The following is a 17,749-nucleotide window of genomic DNA, read 5'->3' as shown; positions in this document are numbered from 1 at the left end:
ACCGCGCTGACCGCCGATGGGCGGCACCAAGGGCGCGCGCATCGCCCCGCCGCCGCCTCATTTCAGCGGCGCATGGGCGGGGCTGCAATAATCCCGCCCGTTCGCGGGCACGTTTTCCGATGCCGGGAAATACACGCCGCACTGTGCGCAGCACAGCATGGCTTCGGGCGGAGCCACCTGCCGCACCGACGAGGATGGCTGCGGTGGCTGCGGCGGCGGCTGTTGCCGGCGCTGCGACTGCTTCAGCTTGGAACGGATGGCGAAATACACCAGCACCGCAAGCGCCAGCCAGAACAGAACACGTGTCATGCGAAACCTCGGTGTAGCACTACTTCCAGGACAAAACGGCTGCCGACATAGGCCAGCAGCAAGGTGGCGAATCCCGCCAGCGTAAACGACAGCGCCGTCTTGCCGCGCCAGCCGCGGAAGCGCCGGCCGGCCAGCAGCGCCGCGAACAGGATCCACGACAGCAGCGTGAAGACGGACTTATGATCCCACTTCAGCGCCTGCCCGAACAGCTGTTCGGAAAACACGATGCCGGACAGGACAGTAAGGCTGAGCAGCACGAAGCCGAAGCCGATCAGGCGGAACAGCAGCTTTTCCATCGTCAGCAGCGCCGGCAGCTGGTCCAGCGCGGCGGAGAGGAACGTGACCTGCTCGGAGCGGGTGTGCAGGCGCGATTCCTGCAATGCCATCAGCACCGCGTGGAACGCGGCGATCGTCAGCGTGCTGTAGGCCAGCGTGGCGACCGCGATGTGCCAGCCGAACATCGGCGTGCGGCCGGCCAGCGCGATCAGCGCACCCGGGAACAGCGCCTGCAGCGCGCACGCGATGGCGGCGCACGGCATCACCATGCGGCGCAGGCCATCGAGCGCGAAGTTGCGGTTTTCGATCCAGTAGGCACCCACCGAGATCCACAGCGCGGACGACAGCATCGCCGCGAAGCCGAGGCGCAGCGAGCCGGGCACCACGACATCCATCCACAGCCCCGCGCCATGCACCAGCCAGGCCAGCGACGTGACGGCGGCGATCTGCCTGGCCTTCGCGGCAGGCAGGACGGCGCACACGATATACAGCAGCGCTGCTGCGATCAAGAAAATGGTCTGCATCCGCGCAGTTTACACTAACGCGGCCATGCCGGCGGGAGGGCAAGCCCGCCGCAGCCTTGTCGAAGCCTGGCCGAAGCTTGGAGTCGGACACTATTTTCCAAGGGAAAATGGTGTCGGACACCGGTTTTCCCGAATGCCTCGAAAGAAAACCGGTGTCCAACACTTTTCCTGGATAACCCGTCCAGGAAAAATGTCCGACACCACGGCCTCGACGCCGCCGGTGTGCCTAGTCCACCGCGGCGAGGCGCAGCTCGTCGTTGTGATGGCGCTGCTGCTCTTCCATCACGAGCTGGCCCAGTTCGCGCTTGAGCGCGTTGAAATCGGCGGCGGACGGGTCGCGCAGCCGCGGCAGGTCGACGAGGATGTCGCGCTTGACCGTGCCGGGGCGGTAGGTCATCACCACGATGCGGTCGGCGAGGTAGATCGCTTCCTCGATCGAGTGCGTGACGAAAATGATCGTCTTCTTCAGCTCGAACCAGATGCGCAGCAGCTCGTCCTGCAGGTTGCGGCGCGTGAGCGCGTCGAGCGCGCCGAACGGTTCGTCCATCAGCATGATCGGCGAATCGAGCGCCAGCACGCGGGCGATCGCCACGCGCTGCCGCATGCCGCCCGACAGGTCCTTCGGATAGCGCTGCCGGAAGTCGGACAGCGACAGCATCGCCAGCAGCTTGTCGACGGTAGCGCGGATGCGCTCCTTCGGCTGGCCCTTGATCTCCAGGCCGAAGGCGACATTGTCCTCGACCGTCATCCACGGGAACAGCGCGTATTCCTGGAACACCATCCCCCGCTCCGGGCCGGGCGCGACGACCAGCTGGCCATCCGCCCTGATCAGCCCGGACGACGGCGGCGCGAAGCCGGCCACCGCGTTGAGCAGTGTCGACTTGCCGCAGCCGGAAGGCCCCAGCAGGCAGACGAACTGGCCGCGCGGAATGGCGAGATCGATGTCCTTCAGCGCGACGACTTCCCGGCCGCCCGTCGCGAACACCTTGCTCACGCCCGCGATCGTGATGTGCGCATCGTCCGTATCCCTGCCCATGTCCTTGCTCATGTTTGTGCCCATGCCGGTCAGTTCTCCAGGCCGCGGTGCCAGCGCAGCAGGTGGTTGTTCAGGCGGTTCACGCCCACGTCGATGGCGAGCCCGATGATCCCGATCGTGAACATGCCGGCGATGATCTTGTCGGACCAAAAATATTCGCGCGCCTCGGTGATGCGGAAGCCCAATCCATTACTCACGGCGATCATCTCGGCCACGATGACGACGATGAACGCGGTACCGATGCCGATCCGCACGCCGGAGAGGATGTACGGCACGGCCGCCGGCAGCATCACGCGCACGAACATCGTGCTGCCCGAAGCGCCCAGGTTGCGCGCCGCGCGGATATAGATGCCATCGACCTGCCGCACGCCGGCGATCGTGTTCATCAGCACGGGGAAGAACGCGCCCAGCGCGATCAGGAAAATGGCCGGCGGGTTGCCGAGCCCGAACCACAGGATCGACAGGGGGATGTAGGCGATCGGAGGAATCGGCCGCAGCAGCTGCACCAGGGGATTCAACCACGCATACACGCGCGGGCTGGCACCCATCGACAGCCCGATCGGCAGCGCCAGCCCGGCGCCGATCAGGAAACCGACCACCACTCTATATAGAGAGCCGAGCGAATCGTGGATCAGCTCCCCGGAGAACGCCCACGCCAGCCACGATTGCGTGGCCGGATCGTGCGGCTGCAGCGGCAGCAGGTATTCGACCCATTTCGTCACCACCGCCCACGGCGATGGCAGCACCTGGGGATTGACCCAGCCCTGGCTCGACGCCAGCTGCCACACGGCGACCACGGCCACCGGTACCACCAGGCCGATGCCCGCTTCGCGCCAGTCGATCCGCGCCATGGCGCCCCCCTTACTTGATGCCCAGGTTCTTGCGGGCCTGCTCCAGCAGGTCGGTACGCACCCAGTCCTTGGCCACCGGCGGGCGGCTCATGCGGCCGACACCGGTCTTCACCATCACATCCGTGGTGGTCTGGATGTGTTCCACCGTGATATCGTGGACATAGGGCGAATTGCCGATCGCATCCTCGAAGTCGTCCTTCGTGATCTGGCCCTTGAACACCACTTCGCGCACGTATTTCTCGGCTACCGCCTTGTTGTCGATGAAGGTGCGGGTGGCTTCGACGAAGCAGCGCATGAACTTCTCGGCCACCGGCCGGCGCTCCTTGTAGAACTTCTCGGTCATCACCATGGTGCGCACCGGTTCGCCGATCGGCGTGTTGTACGGCTTCATGATCTCGTTGCCGAAGCCCTTGTTGATCGCCTGCGAGGATTGCGGTTCGGACTGCATCATCGCGTCGATGTTCTTGCCCAGCAGCGCCTGGTTGAGGTCGGCATAGGCCAGGAACACCAGGCGCACATCCTTGCCCGGCTGGTCCGACGCAGTGAGCCCGGCCTGCTGCAGCTCGGCCAGCAGCAGCACTTCCTGGATGCCGCCGCGCGTGACGCCCACGCGCTTGCCTTTCAGGTCCTTGATCGACTTGAGATTCAGGTCGGTGCGGCCGACGAGCCGCGCGCCGCCTTTCGCGAAGCCGGCCACCACGTAGATCGGCGCGCCGCCGGCGCGGCCGGAAATGGCCGCCTCGGACGCCGTGGCGCCCACGTCGAGTTCGCCGGCGATGATCGCCTGCATCACGTCCAGTCCCTTGGCGAACACGTGTTCCTCGACCTTGATGCCGCACTTGGGCGCGATTTCCTTGATATAGGAAACGGCACCGTAATGGGCGAATTTCAGGTTGCCCAGGCGGACCACTTCCTGCGCCTGCGCGCCGGCCGCGCACAGCGCGCCCAGCATCAATGCCATTGCCACCGACTTCAGCTTCATTCCCACTCCTTTGGCGAAAAAGAAACGACCAGGCCTGACCGCAAGCCCGACGGACTGCCAGGGCATCATACCCCGGCTATCGGCGTGCATGAGCGCAAGATCGGGCGCCCCGTTGAAGTCGCGTTGAAAAAACCAGGAAGCGTGTATTTTTTGTAACGATTCGTGACAAGTGGGATTTCGTGAGATTTGCCGCCTGTTTTGTTATCCATAATCGCCTGGGAACCACAAGAGCGACATGGCATCCATCCGTCGCGCGAGACCGATAACCACAAGGGAGATATGACGATGCAAAACGATATCCTGCAGCGGGCGCTGCCTGCTGTCCTGCTGGCATTGGCTGTTACCGCATGCGGCGGCGGCAGCGATGCGCCAGCCGCCGGCGGCGTCACGAAGTCGATCGAAGCCACGCTGTCTCCACTGCCCGATATCGTCGGCGTGATCAACGGCCAGGGCACGAACGCCCGCTTCGCGAACATCCGCGACCTGGCGATGGCTGCCGATGGCACGCTGCTGGTGGCCGATGACAAGGTGCTGCGCCACATCGCGCCGGATGGCGCCGTCGTCACGCTGGCGTCCGCCGACGCGGTCGGCAGCGTGGCGCCGTCGGCATCCAGCCTGCTCGCTTACGCCCAGGTCGACGCCGCGGCGAGGTCCGTCACGGTTCGCCGGCTGGACGACAACCTGCAGTCCACCACGGTCGCCACGCTGCCGCTGTCACCGAACGAAGCATTCGAGCTGCATGGCACGGTGGACGGCAAGCTGTATGGCATCGGGAACGAACGCATCGTCACGATCGCCGAAAACGGCAGCGTGGCGCCGCTGGCCGGCACCGTTACCGGGGCTGGCTCGCCCGTACCGGTCGATGGCGCGGCCGGCACCGCGCGCTTCCGCTCGCTGAAGGCGGCCACCAGCGACCGGCAGGGCAACCTGTATGTCATCGACGATACGCTGATCCGCAAGGTCACGCCGGCCGGCGTGGTGACGACACTGGCCGGCAGCCCGGGCGCGGCATTGCCGCAGGACGGCACCGGCTCCCAGGCACGCTTCCTTGCGCCGTTCGGCCTGGCCGTCGACAGCCAGGGCGATGTGCTGGTACTCGACACACTGAGCGGTCTCCCGAACGCCACGCTGCGCAAGGTTACCCAGGCCGGCGTGACGACCATCGCCACGCTGCCGGGCAATACGGTGCGCCAGATCGCCGGCAACGGCGGCCAGCGCGTGGTGCTTGTACGCGCCACCCAGGTCGACGTGCTGAACGCGGATGGGACCACGACGCCTTTCGCGGGCAAAGAGTAAAACAACCGCGAGGGCAGCGGCGGCGGCGGGGACGCACTTCCGGCCGGCGCGAAAGGCCCGCTCGCCTTACCGGGTGTGTGCGCGCACCCTGGCCAGCCGTTCGGCCGTGGCCGGATGGCTGGACAGGTAAGCCGGCACCGCGCCGTTTTCCTCCAGCCCGTCCAGCGCCACGAACACGCGTTCCAGGTACGCCAGCGGCAAGCCGTTGCGCTCCAGCAGCGCGACCGCGTAATCGTCCGCCTCCCGTTCCGCGTCGCGCGAGTGGCGCAGGTCGAGCGCCAGCGCGGGCACGCCGGCGACCAGCGAACTGGCATCGCCCGACACCAGCAGGCTGGCGGCGGCGACCGCCGATCCCAGGATCAGCCGCCGCGTCAGGTGGCGCCCGTGCAGGTGGCCCAGCTCGTGCGCCAGCGTGGCCATCACGGCGCCGTCGTCGTTCAGCAGTGCCACCATCTCGTCCGTCAGCACGATGTCGCCGGATGGCAGCGCAAACGCGTTCGGGCCGATCCGGCTCTTGCGGAAGACGAGGCGCCACACGGGCGCCGGTCCTTCCACCGTGCCGGGTGGCACCAGCCGCGCGAACCGTGCGGCCAGTTCGCCGCGCCGCGCTTCGGACAAGCGGCTGGGCGCGAACACATGGCGGTCCAGCAGGGCCAGCGTGCCCTGCCCCATCTGCCGCTCCACCGCCACCGGCAGGGTGCGCGCGACCAGGTCGGCACCGGCCGGCAGCACGAACAGGTAGCCCAGCACCACCACGCCCACCGTGACGCCGAGCGCGGCCAGTGCGCCGCGCCAGCTTTGCTGGGCACGCACCACGGGGCTGTCGCGGTGGCCGGTCGCCTGCAGCAGCGCGTCCAGCGCTCCCTGGTCATCCGCCTCGAACGTGGCCTCGTCGGGGAAGGTGAGCTTGCGGGGTGCGCGGGCGATGCGTTCGGCCACGCGCATCTGCGCCAGCGGTGTGCTGCGCTCGATATCCCCGCCAAGGTGCACCATGCCATCGCGCACGGCCAGCGTCACGCGGTGCGCGCGCGACGTGCGGCCGTCGAAGTAATTTCCGGTCAGCTCGATACCCATCGCCTACAGCGCCAGGTCGAAGCCGCCCAGGTCGGCCGCACCGTCGCCGATCGCGCCGATCTCGGCACGCTGGCCGGCGGCAATGTCGTCGAGGCTGCCGGCGACCAGCAGCGACGTGCATTCCAGGCGGTACTTCATTGCCCGCACCGTGGCGAACGGAATGAACAGGCCGAGCGTGAACAGGATCGCCAGCGTATTGGTGATGTAGATGGAGGCGATGCGGCCAGCCTTCATCGTGGAACGGAAGCGGTGCGGCCCCAGCTGCGTGTGGTTCCAGATCAGGTTCTGCAGCGTGGCGTAGAAGATCCACAGCACGCACAGCAGGTAGGGATACACCAGGAAGAGGCCGATCATCGCGCCGGCTGCCTGCGCCTGCGCGACCGGGACACCCAGTGCGCTGACGAGCAGTCCTGCCGCGACGATGCTCAGCCCCAGCCCGCCGAACAGTACCAGCGCCATCACGAGATAGCGCTTGTAGAAGCCGCTCACCGGTGCATCGAACGAGAATGGCACGCTGCCGTAACGGCTGTGCGTGTGCTGGAAGCGCTTGATGCGCTGGTGCACGAACGGATACAGCAGGCCGAGCGTCAGCGCCGCCAGCAGCGGCAGCACCAGGTAATGGAAGTACGCTCCCCTGGCACTGCCGTCGAACCCGAAACGGATGCCGCGATAGCTGCTGTTATGGAGCGCGAACTGCAGGCCCTTCCAGATCAGCCATGGCATCACCCCCATCAATACGGCGAATACCGCCAGCGCAGCCACCGGCGACACTGCGGCGGCCACGTAATAGCCGCCGAACAGCACGCCGGCCACGATACGCCCCTTGAGGATCGCGATGGGCAAGCCGTGGTACTCGAAGCCGCCGCTGGCCAGCCGGGTATTCGAATACAGGTACTGGTTGCGCCGCACCTTGGCCCACGCCGAATAGATGCCCAGCGTGACGACCGTCAGCAACAGGTTGACGATCCAGATCCGGAAATACTCGCCGCCGGTCGCGGTAAACACGAAACGCTCTTCGCGGACTTGCGGTTCCGCCTGCGGCACTGCTGCGCCGCTCAACATGGTGCCCATGCTGCCCTCCCCTCTTGAAGTGAAGGAGCACGATGCCGGCCGCCCTAAAAGTTGTCAATCTGAAATAGCAAACTATCCTGCCGTGTGTGCACGGCTGTGACAATTGGAGAGTGTCGCCCCGCGCCATCGTCGGACCGGCGTCCCCGCACTGCTGTAAAATGGCACCGTTTCCGGGCACCTGCCCGCCCTCTCTTACCTGATCATCCGACATGCTAGACAATCTGACTCAACGCCTCGCCAAGGTCGTCAAGACCATGCGTGGCGAGGCCCGCCTGACCGAGGCCAATACCGCCGAGATGCTGCGCGAAGTGCGCCTTGCCCTGCTCGAGGCCGACGTGGCGCTGCCCGCGGTGCGCGAATTCATCGGCAAGGTCAAGGAAAAGGCGCTTGGCGAGGAAGTGGTGGGCTCGCTGTCGCCGGGCCAGGCGCTGGTGGGCGTGGTCCAGCGCGAGCTGGGCGCGCTGATGGGCGCCGATCTCGGCCCCGAAGCCGCGCAGCTGAGCTTTGCGCAGCAGCCGCCGGCGATCATCCTGATGGCCGGCCTGCAGGGTGTGGGCAAGACCACCACCGTCGGCAAGCTGGCCAAGTACCTGCGCGAGCAGAAGAAGAAGAAAGTGCTGACCGTGTCGGCCGACGTGTACCGCCCGGCGGCGATCGCGCAGCTGCAATCGGTCACGTCCCAGGTGGGTGCGGACTTCTTCCCGTCCACCGCGCAGGACAAGCCGGTCGATATCGCGCTGGCCGCGCTGGACTGGGCGAAGAAGCACTACCACGACGTGCTGATCATCGACACCGCCGGCCGCCTCGGTATCGACGAGGAAATGATGAAGGAAATCGCCGCCGTGCACGGCGCGGTCAAGCCGATCGAAACGCTGTTCGTCGTCGACGCGATGCTGGGCCAGGATGCGATCAACACCGCGAAGGCCTTCAACGACGCGCTGCCGCTGACCGGCATCGTGCTGACCAAGCTCGATGGCGATTCGCGCGGCGGCGCGGCGCTGTCCGTGCGCCACATCACCGGCAAGCCGATCAAGTTCGCCGGCGTGTCGGAAAAGCTCGATGGCCTCGAAGCGTTCGACCCGGCCCGCATGGCCAACCGCATCCTCGGCATGGGCGACATCTTCGCCCTGGTGGAAGAAGCGCGCAAGGGCGTCGATGCGAAAGCGGCGGCGGACCTGGCGGCCAAGGTCAAGGCGGGCGGCAAGTTCGACCTGAACGACTTCAAGGCGCAGCTGGGCCAGATGAAGAAGATGGGCGGCATGGCCGGCCTGGTGGATAAACTGCCGGCCCAGTTCCAGCAGGCCGCCGGCAACGCGAACATGGACCAGGCGGAGAAGCAGGTACGCCGGATGGTCGGCATCATCGATTCGATGACGCCGGCCGAACGCGCCAAGCCCGACCTGATCAAGGCGACCCGCAAGCGCCGCATCGCCGCCGGCGCCGGTGTGCAGGTGCAGGAAGTGAACCGCATGCTGAACCAGTTCGAGCAGATGCAGACGATGATGAAGAAACTGCAGGGCGGCGGCATGATGAAGATGATGCGCTCCATGAAGGGCATGATGCCTGGCCTGCGCTGAAACGGGGCCATGGCGGCGGCGCGGCAACTTGCCGTACCAGTGTACTGTCTGCGTTGCCGCGCCTTGCCCTGACCCCGTTGCAGCGCAGGCCATACCGGGTGCGCTAAAGCAAACCAGGATGGCGGCGCGGCGTCTTGCCGTGACCCCGTTGCAGCACAGTCCCCATACGTGCGTTGAAAACAAAGGTCATGGCATTAAAAACCAGGTCAGGGCGCGAGTCGCTGAAACGCTGTAACGGCGCGGCTTTCCGGCCTGCCAGCTGTCAAAAACCGCCCTGTGTGCAGGCACAGCGGCGGTTTTTTCATTATTAACCTTTCTTTACGTGCCGTTTCCCACAAAAAACGCGAAAAACGCTTGCATCCTCTTAAAAAGGCAACCAATATTAGCCGTGCGTTGTAGTGCGCAAATTTCCATGTGTATGTTAAGGAGGCTCGAATATGGCAACAGCCAAGAAATCCACGGCAGCACCTGCCAAGAAAGCCGCAACGAAAGCGGCTCCGGCAAAGAAGGCAGCCGCCGCTCCAGCGAAAGCTGCAGCCAAGCCGGCAGCGAAAAAGGCAGAACCCGCAGCACGCAAGCCCAATGCAGCATTCATGAAAGAGATGACTCCGTCCGCAGAGCTGTCCCCGGTAGTTGGCGCCTCCCCGCTGCCGCGCACGGAAGTCACGAAGAAAGTCTGGGAATACATCAAGAAGCACGACCTGCAGGATGCCGCCAATCGCCGCATGATCAACGCGGACGACAAGCTCAAGGCCGTTTTCGGCGGCAAGGCGCAGGTCTCCATGTTCGAGATGACGAAGCTCATTTCCGATCACCTGAAATAAGCTCCTCATTGGCTAGTGTCCCGAATCAGAAGTTCGTTGACCAATAAATTTGACGAAATCGTCTCGAGGCAAGGCGGAAATACCCGGTAAGGCCGAGGCCTTTCCGGGTATTTTCAACGCAGCATCGGGGCGATTCTCGTCGAATTTATTCAACGAATCTCTGATTCGGGATACCAGGCCGTTACGGACAAAGCCCCCGGCTCGCGATGCGACCGGGGGCTTTTTTCGTCCCGAAGTTTCCCTGTCCCCGGCGTTCGGCAACTACCGCCAGTTGTTCCAGGCCTTCAGCACCGCGTTCGGATAAGCCGGCTTGCCGCGGCTGCCGTTGTAGCGTCCCAGCGCGAGGAACAGGTCGCCCCGCTCCATGTCGACATACATGCGCAGGATCGCGCAGCCGTAGCGCAAGTTGGTCTGCATGTTGAACAGCTTGCGGCGGTCGCTGTCGCCGATCACGTTGGTCCAGAACGGCATCACCTGCATGTAGCCGCGCGCGCCGACGATCGACACCGCGTACTTGCGATAGGCCGATTCCACCTGGATCAGCCCCAGCACCAGCGAAGGTTCGAGGCCGGCGCGGCGCGCTTCATACCACACGGTTTCCAGGAATTCGCGGCGGTGCTGCTCGTCCGGCAGCTTGCGCTTCAGGCGGCCGGACATGTCGGCCACCCACGCGTCGTAGCGCGCCTGGTCGGCCGGATTGACGAAAGCAGGCTTCGGCGGGCGCGCGTCGAGGATGGCGGTGGACAGCGCCACCCGCACCGAGTCGGCCAGCGCTTCTTCCTTCTGGTTGCCGGCAAAGCCGAACGGCGCGCACAGCACGCCGGTGGCAAACGCGATCGTGTGCCACCACCGCAAGGGGCGCGCCCACCAGCGGCGCCGTTCCCGGCCCGCCTTCATTACTGCTGCACTCGGGCCTTGACGAAGGCCACGATGTCGGCCAGCGGCACATTGGTCGCCTCGGTATCGCGGCGACCCTGGTATTCCAGGTTGCCTTCCTTCAGGCCGCGGTCGCCGATCACCACGCGGTGCGGCACGCCGATCAGTTCCCAGTCGGCGAACATGGCGCCCGGGCGCAGGCCGCGGTCGTCGACGATCACGTCGATGCCGGCCGCGAGAGCCGCCGCATACAGCTTGTCGGTCTCCTCCTTCACCAGTTCGCTGCGGTCGTAACCCATCGGGCACAGCACCAGCTCGAACGGCGCGATCGACGTCGGCCAGACGATGCCCTTGTCGTCGAAGTTCTGCTCGATCGCCGCGCCCAGGATGCGGGTCACGCCGATGCCGTAGCAGCCCATCTGCAGCGGTGCCGGCTTGCCGTTTTCATCCAGGAAGGTGGCGTTCATCGCCGCCGAATACGCGGTGCCCAGCTGGAACACGTGGCCCACTTCGATGCCGCGCTCGATCGCCAGCACGCCCTTGCCGTCCGGCGAAGCGTCGCCTTCGACCACGTTGCGCAGGTCGGCCGTGATGTGCGGCTCGGGCACGTCGCGGCCCCAGTTCGCGCCGGTGAAGTGGAAATCCTCGTCGTTGGCGCCGGTAACGAAATCCGACATGTTGGCCACGGTGCGGTCGGCCACGATGGTGACCGGCGCCTTCGTGCCGATCGGCCCGAGGTAGCCGGGCTTGCAGCCGTACACTTCTTCGATTTCCTCCGTGGTGGAAAAGCGGTACGCGCCCTGCAGGCCGGGCACCTTCGATGCCTTGATCTCGTTGAGCTCATGGTCGCCGCGCAGCAGCAGCATGAAATACTGTTTATCCAGTTTGCCGTCCGCTTCCGTTTCGACGGTCAGCGCGATCGTCTTGATCGTTTTCGACAGTTCGATGCCCAGCAGCTTCGCCACGTCTTCGCACTTGGCCGCTTTCGGCGTGGACGTCTTGACCAGATCAAAGGCAGGGGCCGCGCGGGTGCCGGTCGGCAGCGCTTCCGCCGCTTCCATGTTGGCCGCGTAATCGGACGTGGGGCAGTACACCAGCGCATCCTCGCCGGTGCTGGCGATCACGTGGAATTCGTGCGATCCGGTGCCGCCGATGGCGCCGTTGTCGGCCGCCACCGCGCGGAACTTCAGGCCGAAGCGGGTGAAGATCTTCGTATACGCATCGAACATGACTCGGTAGGACTTCTGCATGCCTTCCAGGTCGCGGTCGAACGAATATGCATCCTTCATCGTGAATTCGCGGCCGCGCATCAGGCCGAAACGGGGGCGGCGCTCGTCGCGGAACTTGGTCTGGATGTGGTAAAAATTCAACGGCAGCTGGCGGTACGACTTGATCTCGCCGCGCACCACGTCGGTGATCACTTCCTCGGAGGTAGGCTGGATCGCGAATTCGCGGCCGTGCCGGTCCTTCACGCGCATCAGTTCCGCGCCCATCTTGTCCCAGCGGCCCGTCTCCTGCCACAGCTCGGCCGGCTGCACCAGCGGCATCAGCAGCTCGATGGCGCCGGCGCGGTTCATCTCCTCGCGCACGATCGCCTCGACCTTGCGGATGACCTTCAGGCCCATCGGCATGTACGTGTAGATGCCCGAGCCCAGCCGCTTGATCATGCCTGCCCGCATCATCAGTTTATGGCTGACGATTTCCGCATCGGAAGGCGCTTCTTTGAGTGTGGAAATAAAAAACCGTGACGCACGCATATCTGTGAATTCTTTTCAAAAAGAGGGGGTTATAATCAACCTAATTTTAAAGGATTAGCTGGCTGATGCATCCATCATTTATACAATGGGTTCAACTGCGGGTCCAACTGCGTGATCGATTGCGCGTCCAACGGCGCACTCAGCCGCAGGTGCAACTGTCGCGTTCAAGCGCGGGCTTGCCGGATGCCTCCGTACCAGGAAGGCGGTGTCGGCAGGCGGACTTGTGGGCAAAAATGTAAGAAAGATAGATGTAAAGGACTGCATCGGCCGCAGAAAGTTTGAGGTGCACTATGCTCGATCGGGAAGGGTTCCGCCCCAACGTCGGCATCATCCTGCTGAACTCTCATAATGAGGTGTGGTGGGGCAAGCGGGTGCGCGAGCACTCATGGCAATTTCCGCAAGGAGGAATCAAGTACGGCGAGACACCCGAGCAGGCCATGTACCGGGAGTTGCAGGAGGAAATCGGCTTGCGTCCGGAGCACGTGAAAATCGTGGGCCGCACGCGCGACTGGCTGCGTTATGAAGTGCCGGATCATTTCATCAAGCGCGAGATCCGCGGCCACTACCGCGGGCAGAAGCAGATCTGGTTCCTGCTGCGCATGTGTGCGCGCGACAATGAAGTGAACCTGCGGCTGACGGACCACCCCGAATTCGACGCCTGGCGCTGGCACGAATACTGGGTGCCGCTGGACGTGGTCATCGAGTTCAAGCGCGAGGTGTACCAGCGCGCGCTGCAGGAACTTTCCCGGTTCCTCACGTGGCCCGCGCATGGCGAACGCCGGCATTCGTCGCGCTACCTGCGCCAGCCGCACGGCCGCGGCCAGCAGGGGCAGCGAACGTCGCAGCAGGCGATCGTGGCACCGCCGCAGGAAGTGGTCGGCTGCGACGGCGCGGCGCTGGCCGCCTCCGGCAAGCGCTAGCCGCTAGTCCGGCCGCGGCGCCGGCCAGGCACTTTCTTGACGTTCATGCAACCGGCGCGGGGCAACCTGCGCCGGCGGGCATTTCTTTGTACAATGTCCGCCTCCCCGCACAACGCCTGCCGCCGCCAGCCCCATGTTCACCCCCTCTTCCCACGACGTCCGCCGCTTCTTCTGCGAAGTGTTCCGCAAGGACCGCGCCCATGAAATCCTCACCCCCCTCGAAGCGATGGCGCTGGACTGGGTGCGGCTGCATCCCGAGTACGACGAAGCGTTGACCGACGTGGAAGCGGCACTCGCGCGCGATTACTCCGTCGAAGGCGGCGAAGCGAATCCGTTCCTGCACCTGGCGATGCACCTGTCGATTTCCGAGCAGGTATCGATCGACTCGCCGCGCGGCATCCGCGCCGCTTACGAGGCGCTGTCGAAGAAGCGCGATTCCACGCACGAGGCGCAGCACGAGATCATGGAGTGTCTTGGAGAGATGATCTGGAAGTCGCAGCGCAATGGGCTGCCGCCGGATGGCGAAGCGTATATCGACGCCGTGAAGCGGCGCGCGCAACAGTAGACGGAACCAGTGCAGGACACTATTTCCCACAGGGAAATGGTGTCCTGCACCGGTTTCTGCAACGATGCCGCGAACTTACCGCTTGACGACCATCGTTCCCGGCAGGCTGTTGAAGTACGCCGCCAGGTCCTGGATATCCTTGTTCGACAGCGGCTTGACCAGCCCGCCCATGATCGGGTTGTTGCGGCCGTTCGGGGCATCGCCGCGCTTGTAGGCGGTCAGCGCGTGGGCCAGGTAATCGCGGTGCTGGCCGGCCAGTTTCGGGTAGCTCGGATCGATCGGCGAGTTGTAATCCTTGCCATGGCAGGTTGCGCAGGCGTACTTCTCGGCAAGGGCCTTGCCGTTGTTGATGTTGCCGGCGGCCACGGCGGCGGCCGAAGCGATGCAGCAGACCACGGCGAGCAGTGTCTTCTTCATGGCGGTCTTCCTCATTTCTGCTTGGCGTAGTAGGCGGCGATGTCGGCGATGTCCTGGTCGGACAGGCTGACGGCGATGCCCTGCATCGAAGGATGCTTGCGGTCGCCCTTCTGGTACCCCTTCAGCGCCGCCTCGATGTACTTGGCGCTCTGGCCGCCGATCTTCGGCACCGGGAACACTTCGGGGAACGTGGCCTTGTAGCCGGGAATGGCATGGCAGCCGATGCACATTTCGATCTTGGATGGCGCGGCGGCCGGGTTGCCGACGACGTCCGCGGCAAGGGCGGCCGGGGTGGCCTGGAAGGCGCCGGCAAGCAGGAGCACTGCTGTGAGTCTGTTCATGGGTGGCTAGTCGAGTCCAAAAGAGTAATTGGAGGGGACTCATTTTCATCGCGGTCTCCGTGTCCCCTTGCTGCTTGCATAAATACTTGCTTTTCGTGCTACCAGCGGCCGATTCTAGCGCAGCTGTATCCGGTCGTCCACCACGTTTCCAGTACGTTCTGGCGTGCGCGGAACTACCGTATACTGGCCTTTTTTCCTCCCACCGGAAGTTCGTCCATGACCGCCGACCACAAGCATCAACGATTCGAAGGTTCCGCGCAGTACGTTGCCACCCCCGACCTGAAGCTCGCCGTCAACGCCGCGCTCACGCTGCAGCGCCCCCTGCTGGTGAAAGGCGAACCGGGCACCGGCAAGACGATGCTGGCCGAGGAAGTGGCCGCCGCGCTCGATCGCCCGCTGTTGCAATGGCACGTCAAATCCACCACCAAGGCGCAGCAGGGCCTGTACGAGTACGACGCCGTTTCCCGCCTGCGCGACTCGCAGCTGGGCGACGAGCGCGTGCGCGAGATCCACAACTACATCGTCAAGGGCGTGCTGTGGCAGGCGTTCACCGCGCCGGAACCCGTGGTGCTGCTGATCGACGAGATCGACAAGGCCGACATCGAATTTCCCAACGACCTGCTGCGCGAGCTGGACCGCATGGAGTTCTACGTGTACGAAACGCGCGAGATGGTGGTGGCCAGGCACCGCCCGCTCGTCATCATCACGTCGAACAACGAGAAGGAGCTGCCGGACGCCTTCCTGCGCCGCTGCTTCTTCCACTACATCGCATTCCCGGACAAGGATACCTTGGAAGCGATCGTGAAGGTGCACTTCCCGCACCTGAAGCAGGAATTGCTGGCGCAGGCCCTGCAGACGTTCTATGAAGTGCGCGATGTTTCCGGCCTGAAGAAGAAACCGTCCACTTCCGAATTCCTCGACTGGCTCAAGCTGCTGCTGGCCGAGGACATCCCCCCGGAAGCGTTGCGCGGCAAGGACAGCCGTGCCATCGTGCCGCCGCTGCATGGCGCGCTGCTGAAGAACGAGCAGGATGTGCACCTGTTCGAGCGCCTCGTGTTCATGTCGCGGACCAACCGGTGACCGCCGCGCAGCCATGATTTCAGTCCAGCCTGTAACGCTCGAATACCACGGCGTGCGCCTGGAGCCGCTGGGCCAGGAACACGCCGAGGGCCTGCGCGCCGCGGCACGCGACGGCGAGCTGTGGAAGCTGCGCGTGACGTCCGTGCCGGAGCCGGAAAACGTGGACGCGTACATCGCCGCCGCGCTGGAGATGCGCCCTGCCCGGCTGGCGTTCGCCGTCATCGATGCCGCCACCGGCACCGTCGTCGGCAGCACCAGCTACCATGACATCGTGCCCGCCATCGACCGCGTGGAGATCGGCTACACGTGGTATGCCAGGAGCCGCCAGCGCAGCCACGTGAACACCAGCTGCAAGCGCATGCTGCTGTCGCACGCGTTCGACACGCTGGGCTGCGCCGTCGTCGGCCTGCGCACCGACAACTTCAACCACGCTTCCCAGGCCGCGATCGAGCGCCTGGGCGCGAAGAAGGATGGCGTGATCCGCCACCATGCGGTGCGGCGCGACGGCACCGTGCGCGACACCGTCATGTACAGCATCATGCGCGGCGAATGGCCGGAGGTCCGCGCCCACCTCGCCTACCTGCAGGATCGTTCGCAGGCCCTTCCCCCGCCCGCCATGGAACGCCCATGCTGATCGACTTCTTCTTCACGCTGAAGGACGCGAAAATCCCCGTCACCATCAAGGAGTTCCTCACCTTGCTGGAGGCGCTGGAACGCCATGTCGTCACGCAGTCGTTCGACGATTTCTACTACCTCGCGCGGCTGGTGCTGGTGAAGGACGAGGCCCACTACGACCGCTTCGACCGCGCGTTCGCCCAGTACTTCAAGGGCATCGACGGCGCGTTCGACGGCAAGGCCTCGATCCCGCTGGACTGGCTGATGGAGCGGATGAAGCGCGAGCTCACCGACGAGCAGAAGGCAGCGCTGGAAAAGTTCGGCTACGACAAGCTGTTGGACCGGCTGGCCGAACTGCTGAAGGAACAGAAGGAACGCCACGAAGGCGGCGGCAAGTGGATCGGCACCGGCGGCACGTCGCCGTTCGGCAATGGCGGCACCAACCCCGAGGGCGTGCGCATCGGTGGAAAAGGCGGCGGGCGCACCGCCGTGAAAGTCTGGGACCAGCGCACCTACAAGGACTACGACGCGGACAAGGAACTGGGCACCCGCAACATCAAGGTGGCCCTGCGCCGGCTGCGCCGCTTCGCCCGCGACGGCGCCGCCGAGGAACTGGCGCTGGACCAGACGATCCGCGCCACCGCCAACAACGCCGGCTGGCTCGACATCCGCATGCAGCCGGAGCGCCGCAACAACGTGAAGGTGCTGATGCTGTTCGACGTGGGCGGCACGATGGACGACCATATCGGGCGCACCGAGGAACTGTTTTCCGCGGCCAGCTCGGAATTCAAGAACATGGAATTCTTCTACTTCCACAACTGCGTCTACGACTACCTGTGGAAGAACAACCGCCGCCGCAACGCCGAACGCTTTCCCACCTGGGACGTGCTGCGCAAGTACACGCCGGATACCAAGCTGATCTTCGTCGGCGACGCCACGATGAGCCCCTATGAAATCCTGCAGCCGGGCGGCTCGGTCGAGTACAACAACGAGGAAGCGGGCGCCGAATGGCTGGCCCGGTTCACGCATGCGTTTCCCAAGTTCGCCTGGCTCAATCCGGAGCCGGAACAGTACTGGCAGTATCGACAGTCCATCGCCATCGTACGGCAAATCATGAACAACCGTATGTTTCCCACCACACTCGAAGGGCTCGAACGGGCGATGCGGGTGCTGTCGAAGTAGGCATGTCCGTTTTTGCAAGGCGCTGCCGCCGCGGCGGCGCCTTTGCAAAACCGTTACGACCGTGCCCCGTTTCTTTACGCAGCCGTTCGGCGGGCGCTGCTATCGTGAATCCAGTCCAACTCACTGGCGATGGCCACCATGACCGATACCGTTCCAGATTCCCCCTTTCTCTTCTT

Annotated in this window: 19 protein-coding genes; 8 read left to right on the top strand and 11 right to left on the bottom strand. The window is 64.7% G+C overall.

All coding sequences use genetic code 11. The annotated features are described in order from the left end of the window. Positions 1–57: 57 nt before the first annotated feature. From GJV26_RS17610 to GJV26_RS17590, 5 genes are all read right to left on the bottom strand, one after another. Complete coding sequence (locus tag GJV26_RS17610; RefSeq protein ID WP_155709975.1) at positions 58–309, bottom strand: PP0621 family protein; 252 nt, start codon at positions 307–309, stop codon at positions 58–60. Further along, a complete protein-coding gene (locus GJV26_RS17605; RefSeq protein ID WP_155709974.1) occupies positions 306–1,109 on the bottom strand; it encodes a cytochrome C assembly family protein in 804 nt (267 codons plus the stop codon). The genes GJV26_RS17610 and GJV26_RS17605 overlap by 4 nt, the downstream gene beginning before the upstream one ends. Positions 1,110–1,335: 226 nt before the next feature. Then, positions 1,336–2,145, bottom strand: coding sequence for an ABC transporter ATP-binding protein (locus GJV26_RS17600; RefSeq protein WP_155712556.1), 810 nt, complete (start codon positions 2,143–2,145; stop codon positions 1,336–1,338). A gap of 29 nt (positions 2,146–2,174) precedes the next feature. Then, positions 2,175–2,996, bottom strand: coding sequence for an ABC transporter permease (locus tag GJV26_RS17595; protein ID WP_155709973.1), 822 nt, complete (start codon positions 2,994–2,996; stop codon positions 2,175–2,177). 10 nt (positions 2,997–3,006) lie between these two features. Beyond that, complete coding sequence (locus GJV26_RS17590) at positions 3,007–3,978, bottom strand: ABC transporter substrate-binding protein (protein WP_155709972.1); 972 nt, start codon at positions 3,976–3,978, stop codon at positions 3,007–3,009. Positions 3,979–4,263: 285 nt separating this feature from the next. On the opposite strand from GJV26_RS17590, the gene GJV26_RS17585 reads away from it, so the two are divergent. Further along, positions 4,264–5,274, top strand: coding sequence for an NHL repeat-containing protein (locus GJV26_RS17585; RefSeq protein WP_155709971.1), 1,011 nt, complete (start codon positions 4,264–4,266; stop codon positions 5,272–5,274). Positions 5,275–5,340: 66 nt separating this feature from the next. On the opposite strand, the gene GJV26_RS17580 is transcribed toward GJV26_RS17585, so the two are convergent. Together GJV26_RS17580 and GJV26_RS17575 are read right to left on the bottom strand one after the other, a co-directional pair. Then, entirely contained in the window at positions 5,341–6,348 is a 1,008-nt protein-coding gene (locus GJV26_RS17580) for a M48 family metallopeptidase (protein ID WP_155709970.1), read from the bottom strand. A 3-nt stretch (positions 6,349–6,351) separates the two neighbouring features. Next, positions 6,352–7,419 (bottom strand): YjgN family protein, encoded by a 1,068-nt coding sequence (locus GJV26_RS17575; protein ID WP_229419339.1) that lies wholly within the window; start codon positions 7,417–7,419, stop codon positions 6,352–6,354. A gap of 209 nt (positions 7,420–7,628) precedes the next feature. Here GJV26_RS17575 and ffh point away from each other — a divergent pair, with 209 nt between their 5' ends. Next, positions 7,629–8,996 carry a signal recognition particle protein gene (gene ffh, locus GJV26_RS17570; RefSeq protein WP_155709969.1) on the top strand — a complete coding sequence of 456 codons (1,368 nt, stop codon included), beginning with the start codon at positions 7,629–7,631 and terminating at the stop codon, positions 8,994–8,996. 437 nt (positions 8,997–9,433) lie between these two features. After that, the gene (locus GJV26_RS17565; RefSeq protein ID WP_155709968.1) at positions 9,434–9,820 is read left to right on the top strand and encodes an SWIB/MDM2 domain-containing protein; all 387 of its coding nucleotides are present in this window, start codon (positions 9,434–9,436) and stop codon (positions 9,818–9,820) included. Positions 9,821–10,081: 261 nt separating this feature from the next. Here the strand turns inward: GJV26_RS17565 and GJV26_RS17560 are convergent, their stop codons facing one another. Both GJV26_RS17560 and GJV26_RS17555 read right to left on the bottom strand, forming a co-directional pair. Continuing rightward, a complete protein-coding gene (locus tag GJV26_RS17560) occupies positions 10,082–10,717 on the bottom strand; it encodes a lytic transglycosylase domain-containing protein (RefSeq protein ID WP_155709967.1) in 636 nt (211 codons plus the stop codon). Continuing rightward, positions 10,717–12,453, bottom strand: a complete 1,737-nt coding sequence (locus tag GJV26_RS17555) for a proline--tRNA ligase (RefSeq protein ID WP_155709966.1) — start codon at positions 12,451–12,453, stop codon at positions 10,717–10,719. Before GJV26_RS17555 ends, GJV26_RS17560 begins: the two co-directional genes overlap by 1 nt. 290 nt (positions 12,454–12,743) lie before the next feature. Here GJV26_RS17555 and GJV26_RS17550 point away from each other — a divergent pair, with 290 nt between their 5' ends. Continuing rightward, entirely contained in the window at positions 12,744–13,373 is a 630-nt protein-coding gene (locus GJV26_RS17550; RefSeq protein ID WP_229419338.1) for an RNA pyrophosphohydrolase, read from the top strand. Positions 13,374–13,506: 133 nt separating this feature from the next. After that, a complete protein-coding gene (locus GJV26_RS17545; protein WP_155709965.1) occupies positions 13,507–13,938 on the top strand; it encodes a DUF1841 family protein in 432 nt (143 codons plus the stop codon). A 75-nt stretch (positions 13,939–14,013) separates the two neighbouring features. Here GJV26_RS17545 and GJV26_RS17540 read toward each other — a convergent pair whose 3' ends face one another. Next, positions 14,014–14,355 carry a c-type cytochrome gene (locus tag GJV26_RS17540; protein WP_155709964.1) on the bottom strand — a complete coding sequence of 114 codons (342 nt, stop codon included), beginning with the start codon at positions 14,353–14,355 and terminating at the stop codon, positions 14,014–14,016. A gap of 11 nt (positions 14,356–14,366) precedes the next feature. Further along, entirely contained in the window at positions 14,367–14,696 is a 330-nt protein-coding gene (locus GJV26_RS17535) for a c-type cytochrome (RefSeq protein WP_155709963.1), read from the bottom strand. A 216-nt stretch (positions 14,697–14,912) separates the two neighbouring features. On the opposite strand from GJV26_RS17535, the gene GJV26_RS17530 reads away from it, so the two are divergent. From GJV26_RS17530 to GJV26_RS17520, 3 genes are read left to right on the top strand one after another with little or no spacing between them, the layout of a single operon-like run. Next, positions 14,913–15,776 carry an AAA family ATPase gene (locus tag GJV26_RS17530; RefSeq protein ID WP_155709962.1) on the top strand — a complete coding sequence of 288 codons (864 nt, stop codon included), beginning with the start codon at positions 14,913–14,915 and terminating at the stop codon, positions 15,774–15,776. A gap of 13 nt (positions 15,777–15,789) precedes the next feature. Then, positions 15,790–16,410 carry a GNAT family N-acetyltransferase gene (locus tag GJV26_RS17525; RefSeq protein ID WP_155709961.1) on the top strand — a complete coding sequence of 207 codons (621 nt, stop codon included), beginning with the start codon at positions 15,790–15,792 and terminating at the stop codon, positions 16,408–16,410. Further along, positions 16,404–17,573 carry a vWA domain-containing protein gene (locus GJV26_RS17520; RefSeq protein WP_155709960.1) on the top strand — a complete coding sequence of 390 codons (1,170 nt, stop codon included), beginning with the start codon at positions 16,404–16,406 and terminating at the stop codon, positions 17,571–17,573. The genes GJV26_RS17525 and GJV26_RS17520 overlap by 7 nt, the downstream gene beginning before the upstream one ends. Positions 17,574–17,749 lie beyond the last annotated feature (176 nt).

It is taken from the genome of Pseudoduganella dura (assembly GCF_009727155.1).
GTDB classification, from domain to species: Bacteria; Pseudomonadota; Gammaproteobacteria; order Burkholderiales; family Burkholderiaceae_D; genus Rugamonas; species Rugamonas dura.
Note: the sequence above shows the minus strand (reverse complement) of the source record. Positions and strands in the feature narration are given on the sequence as shown.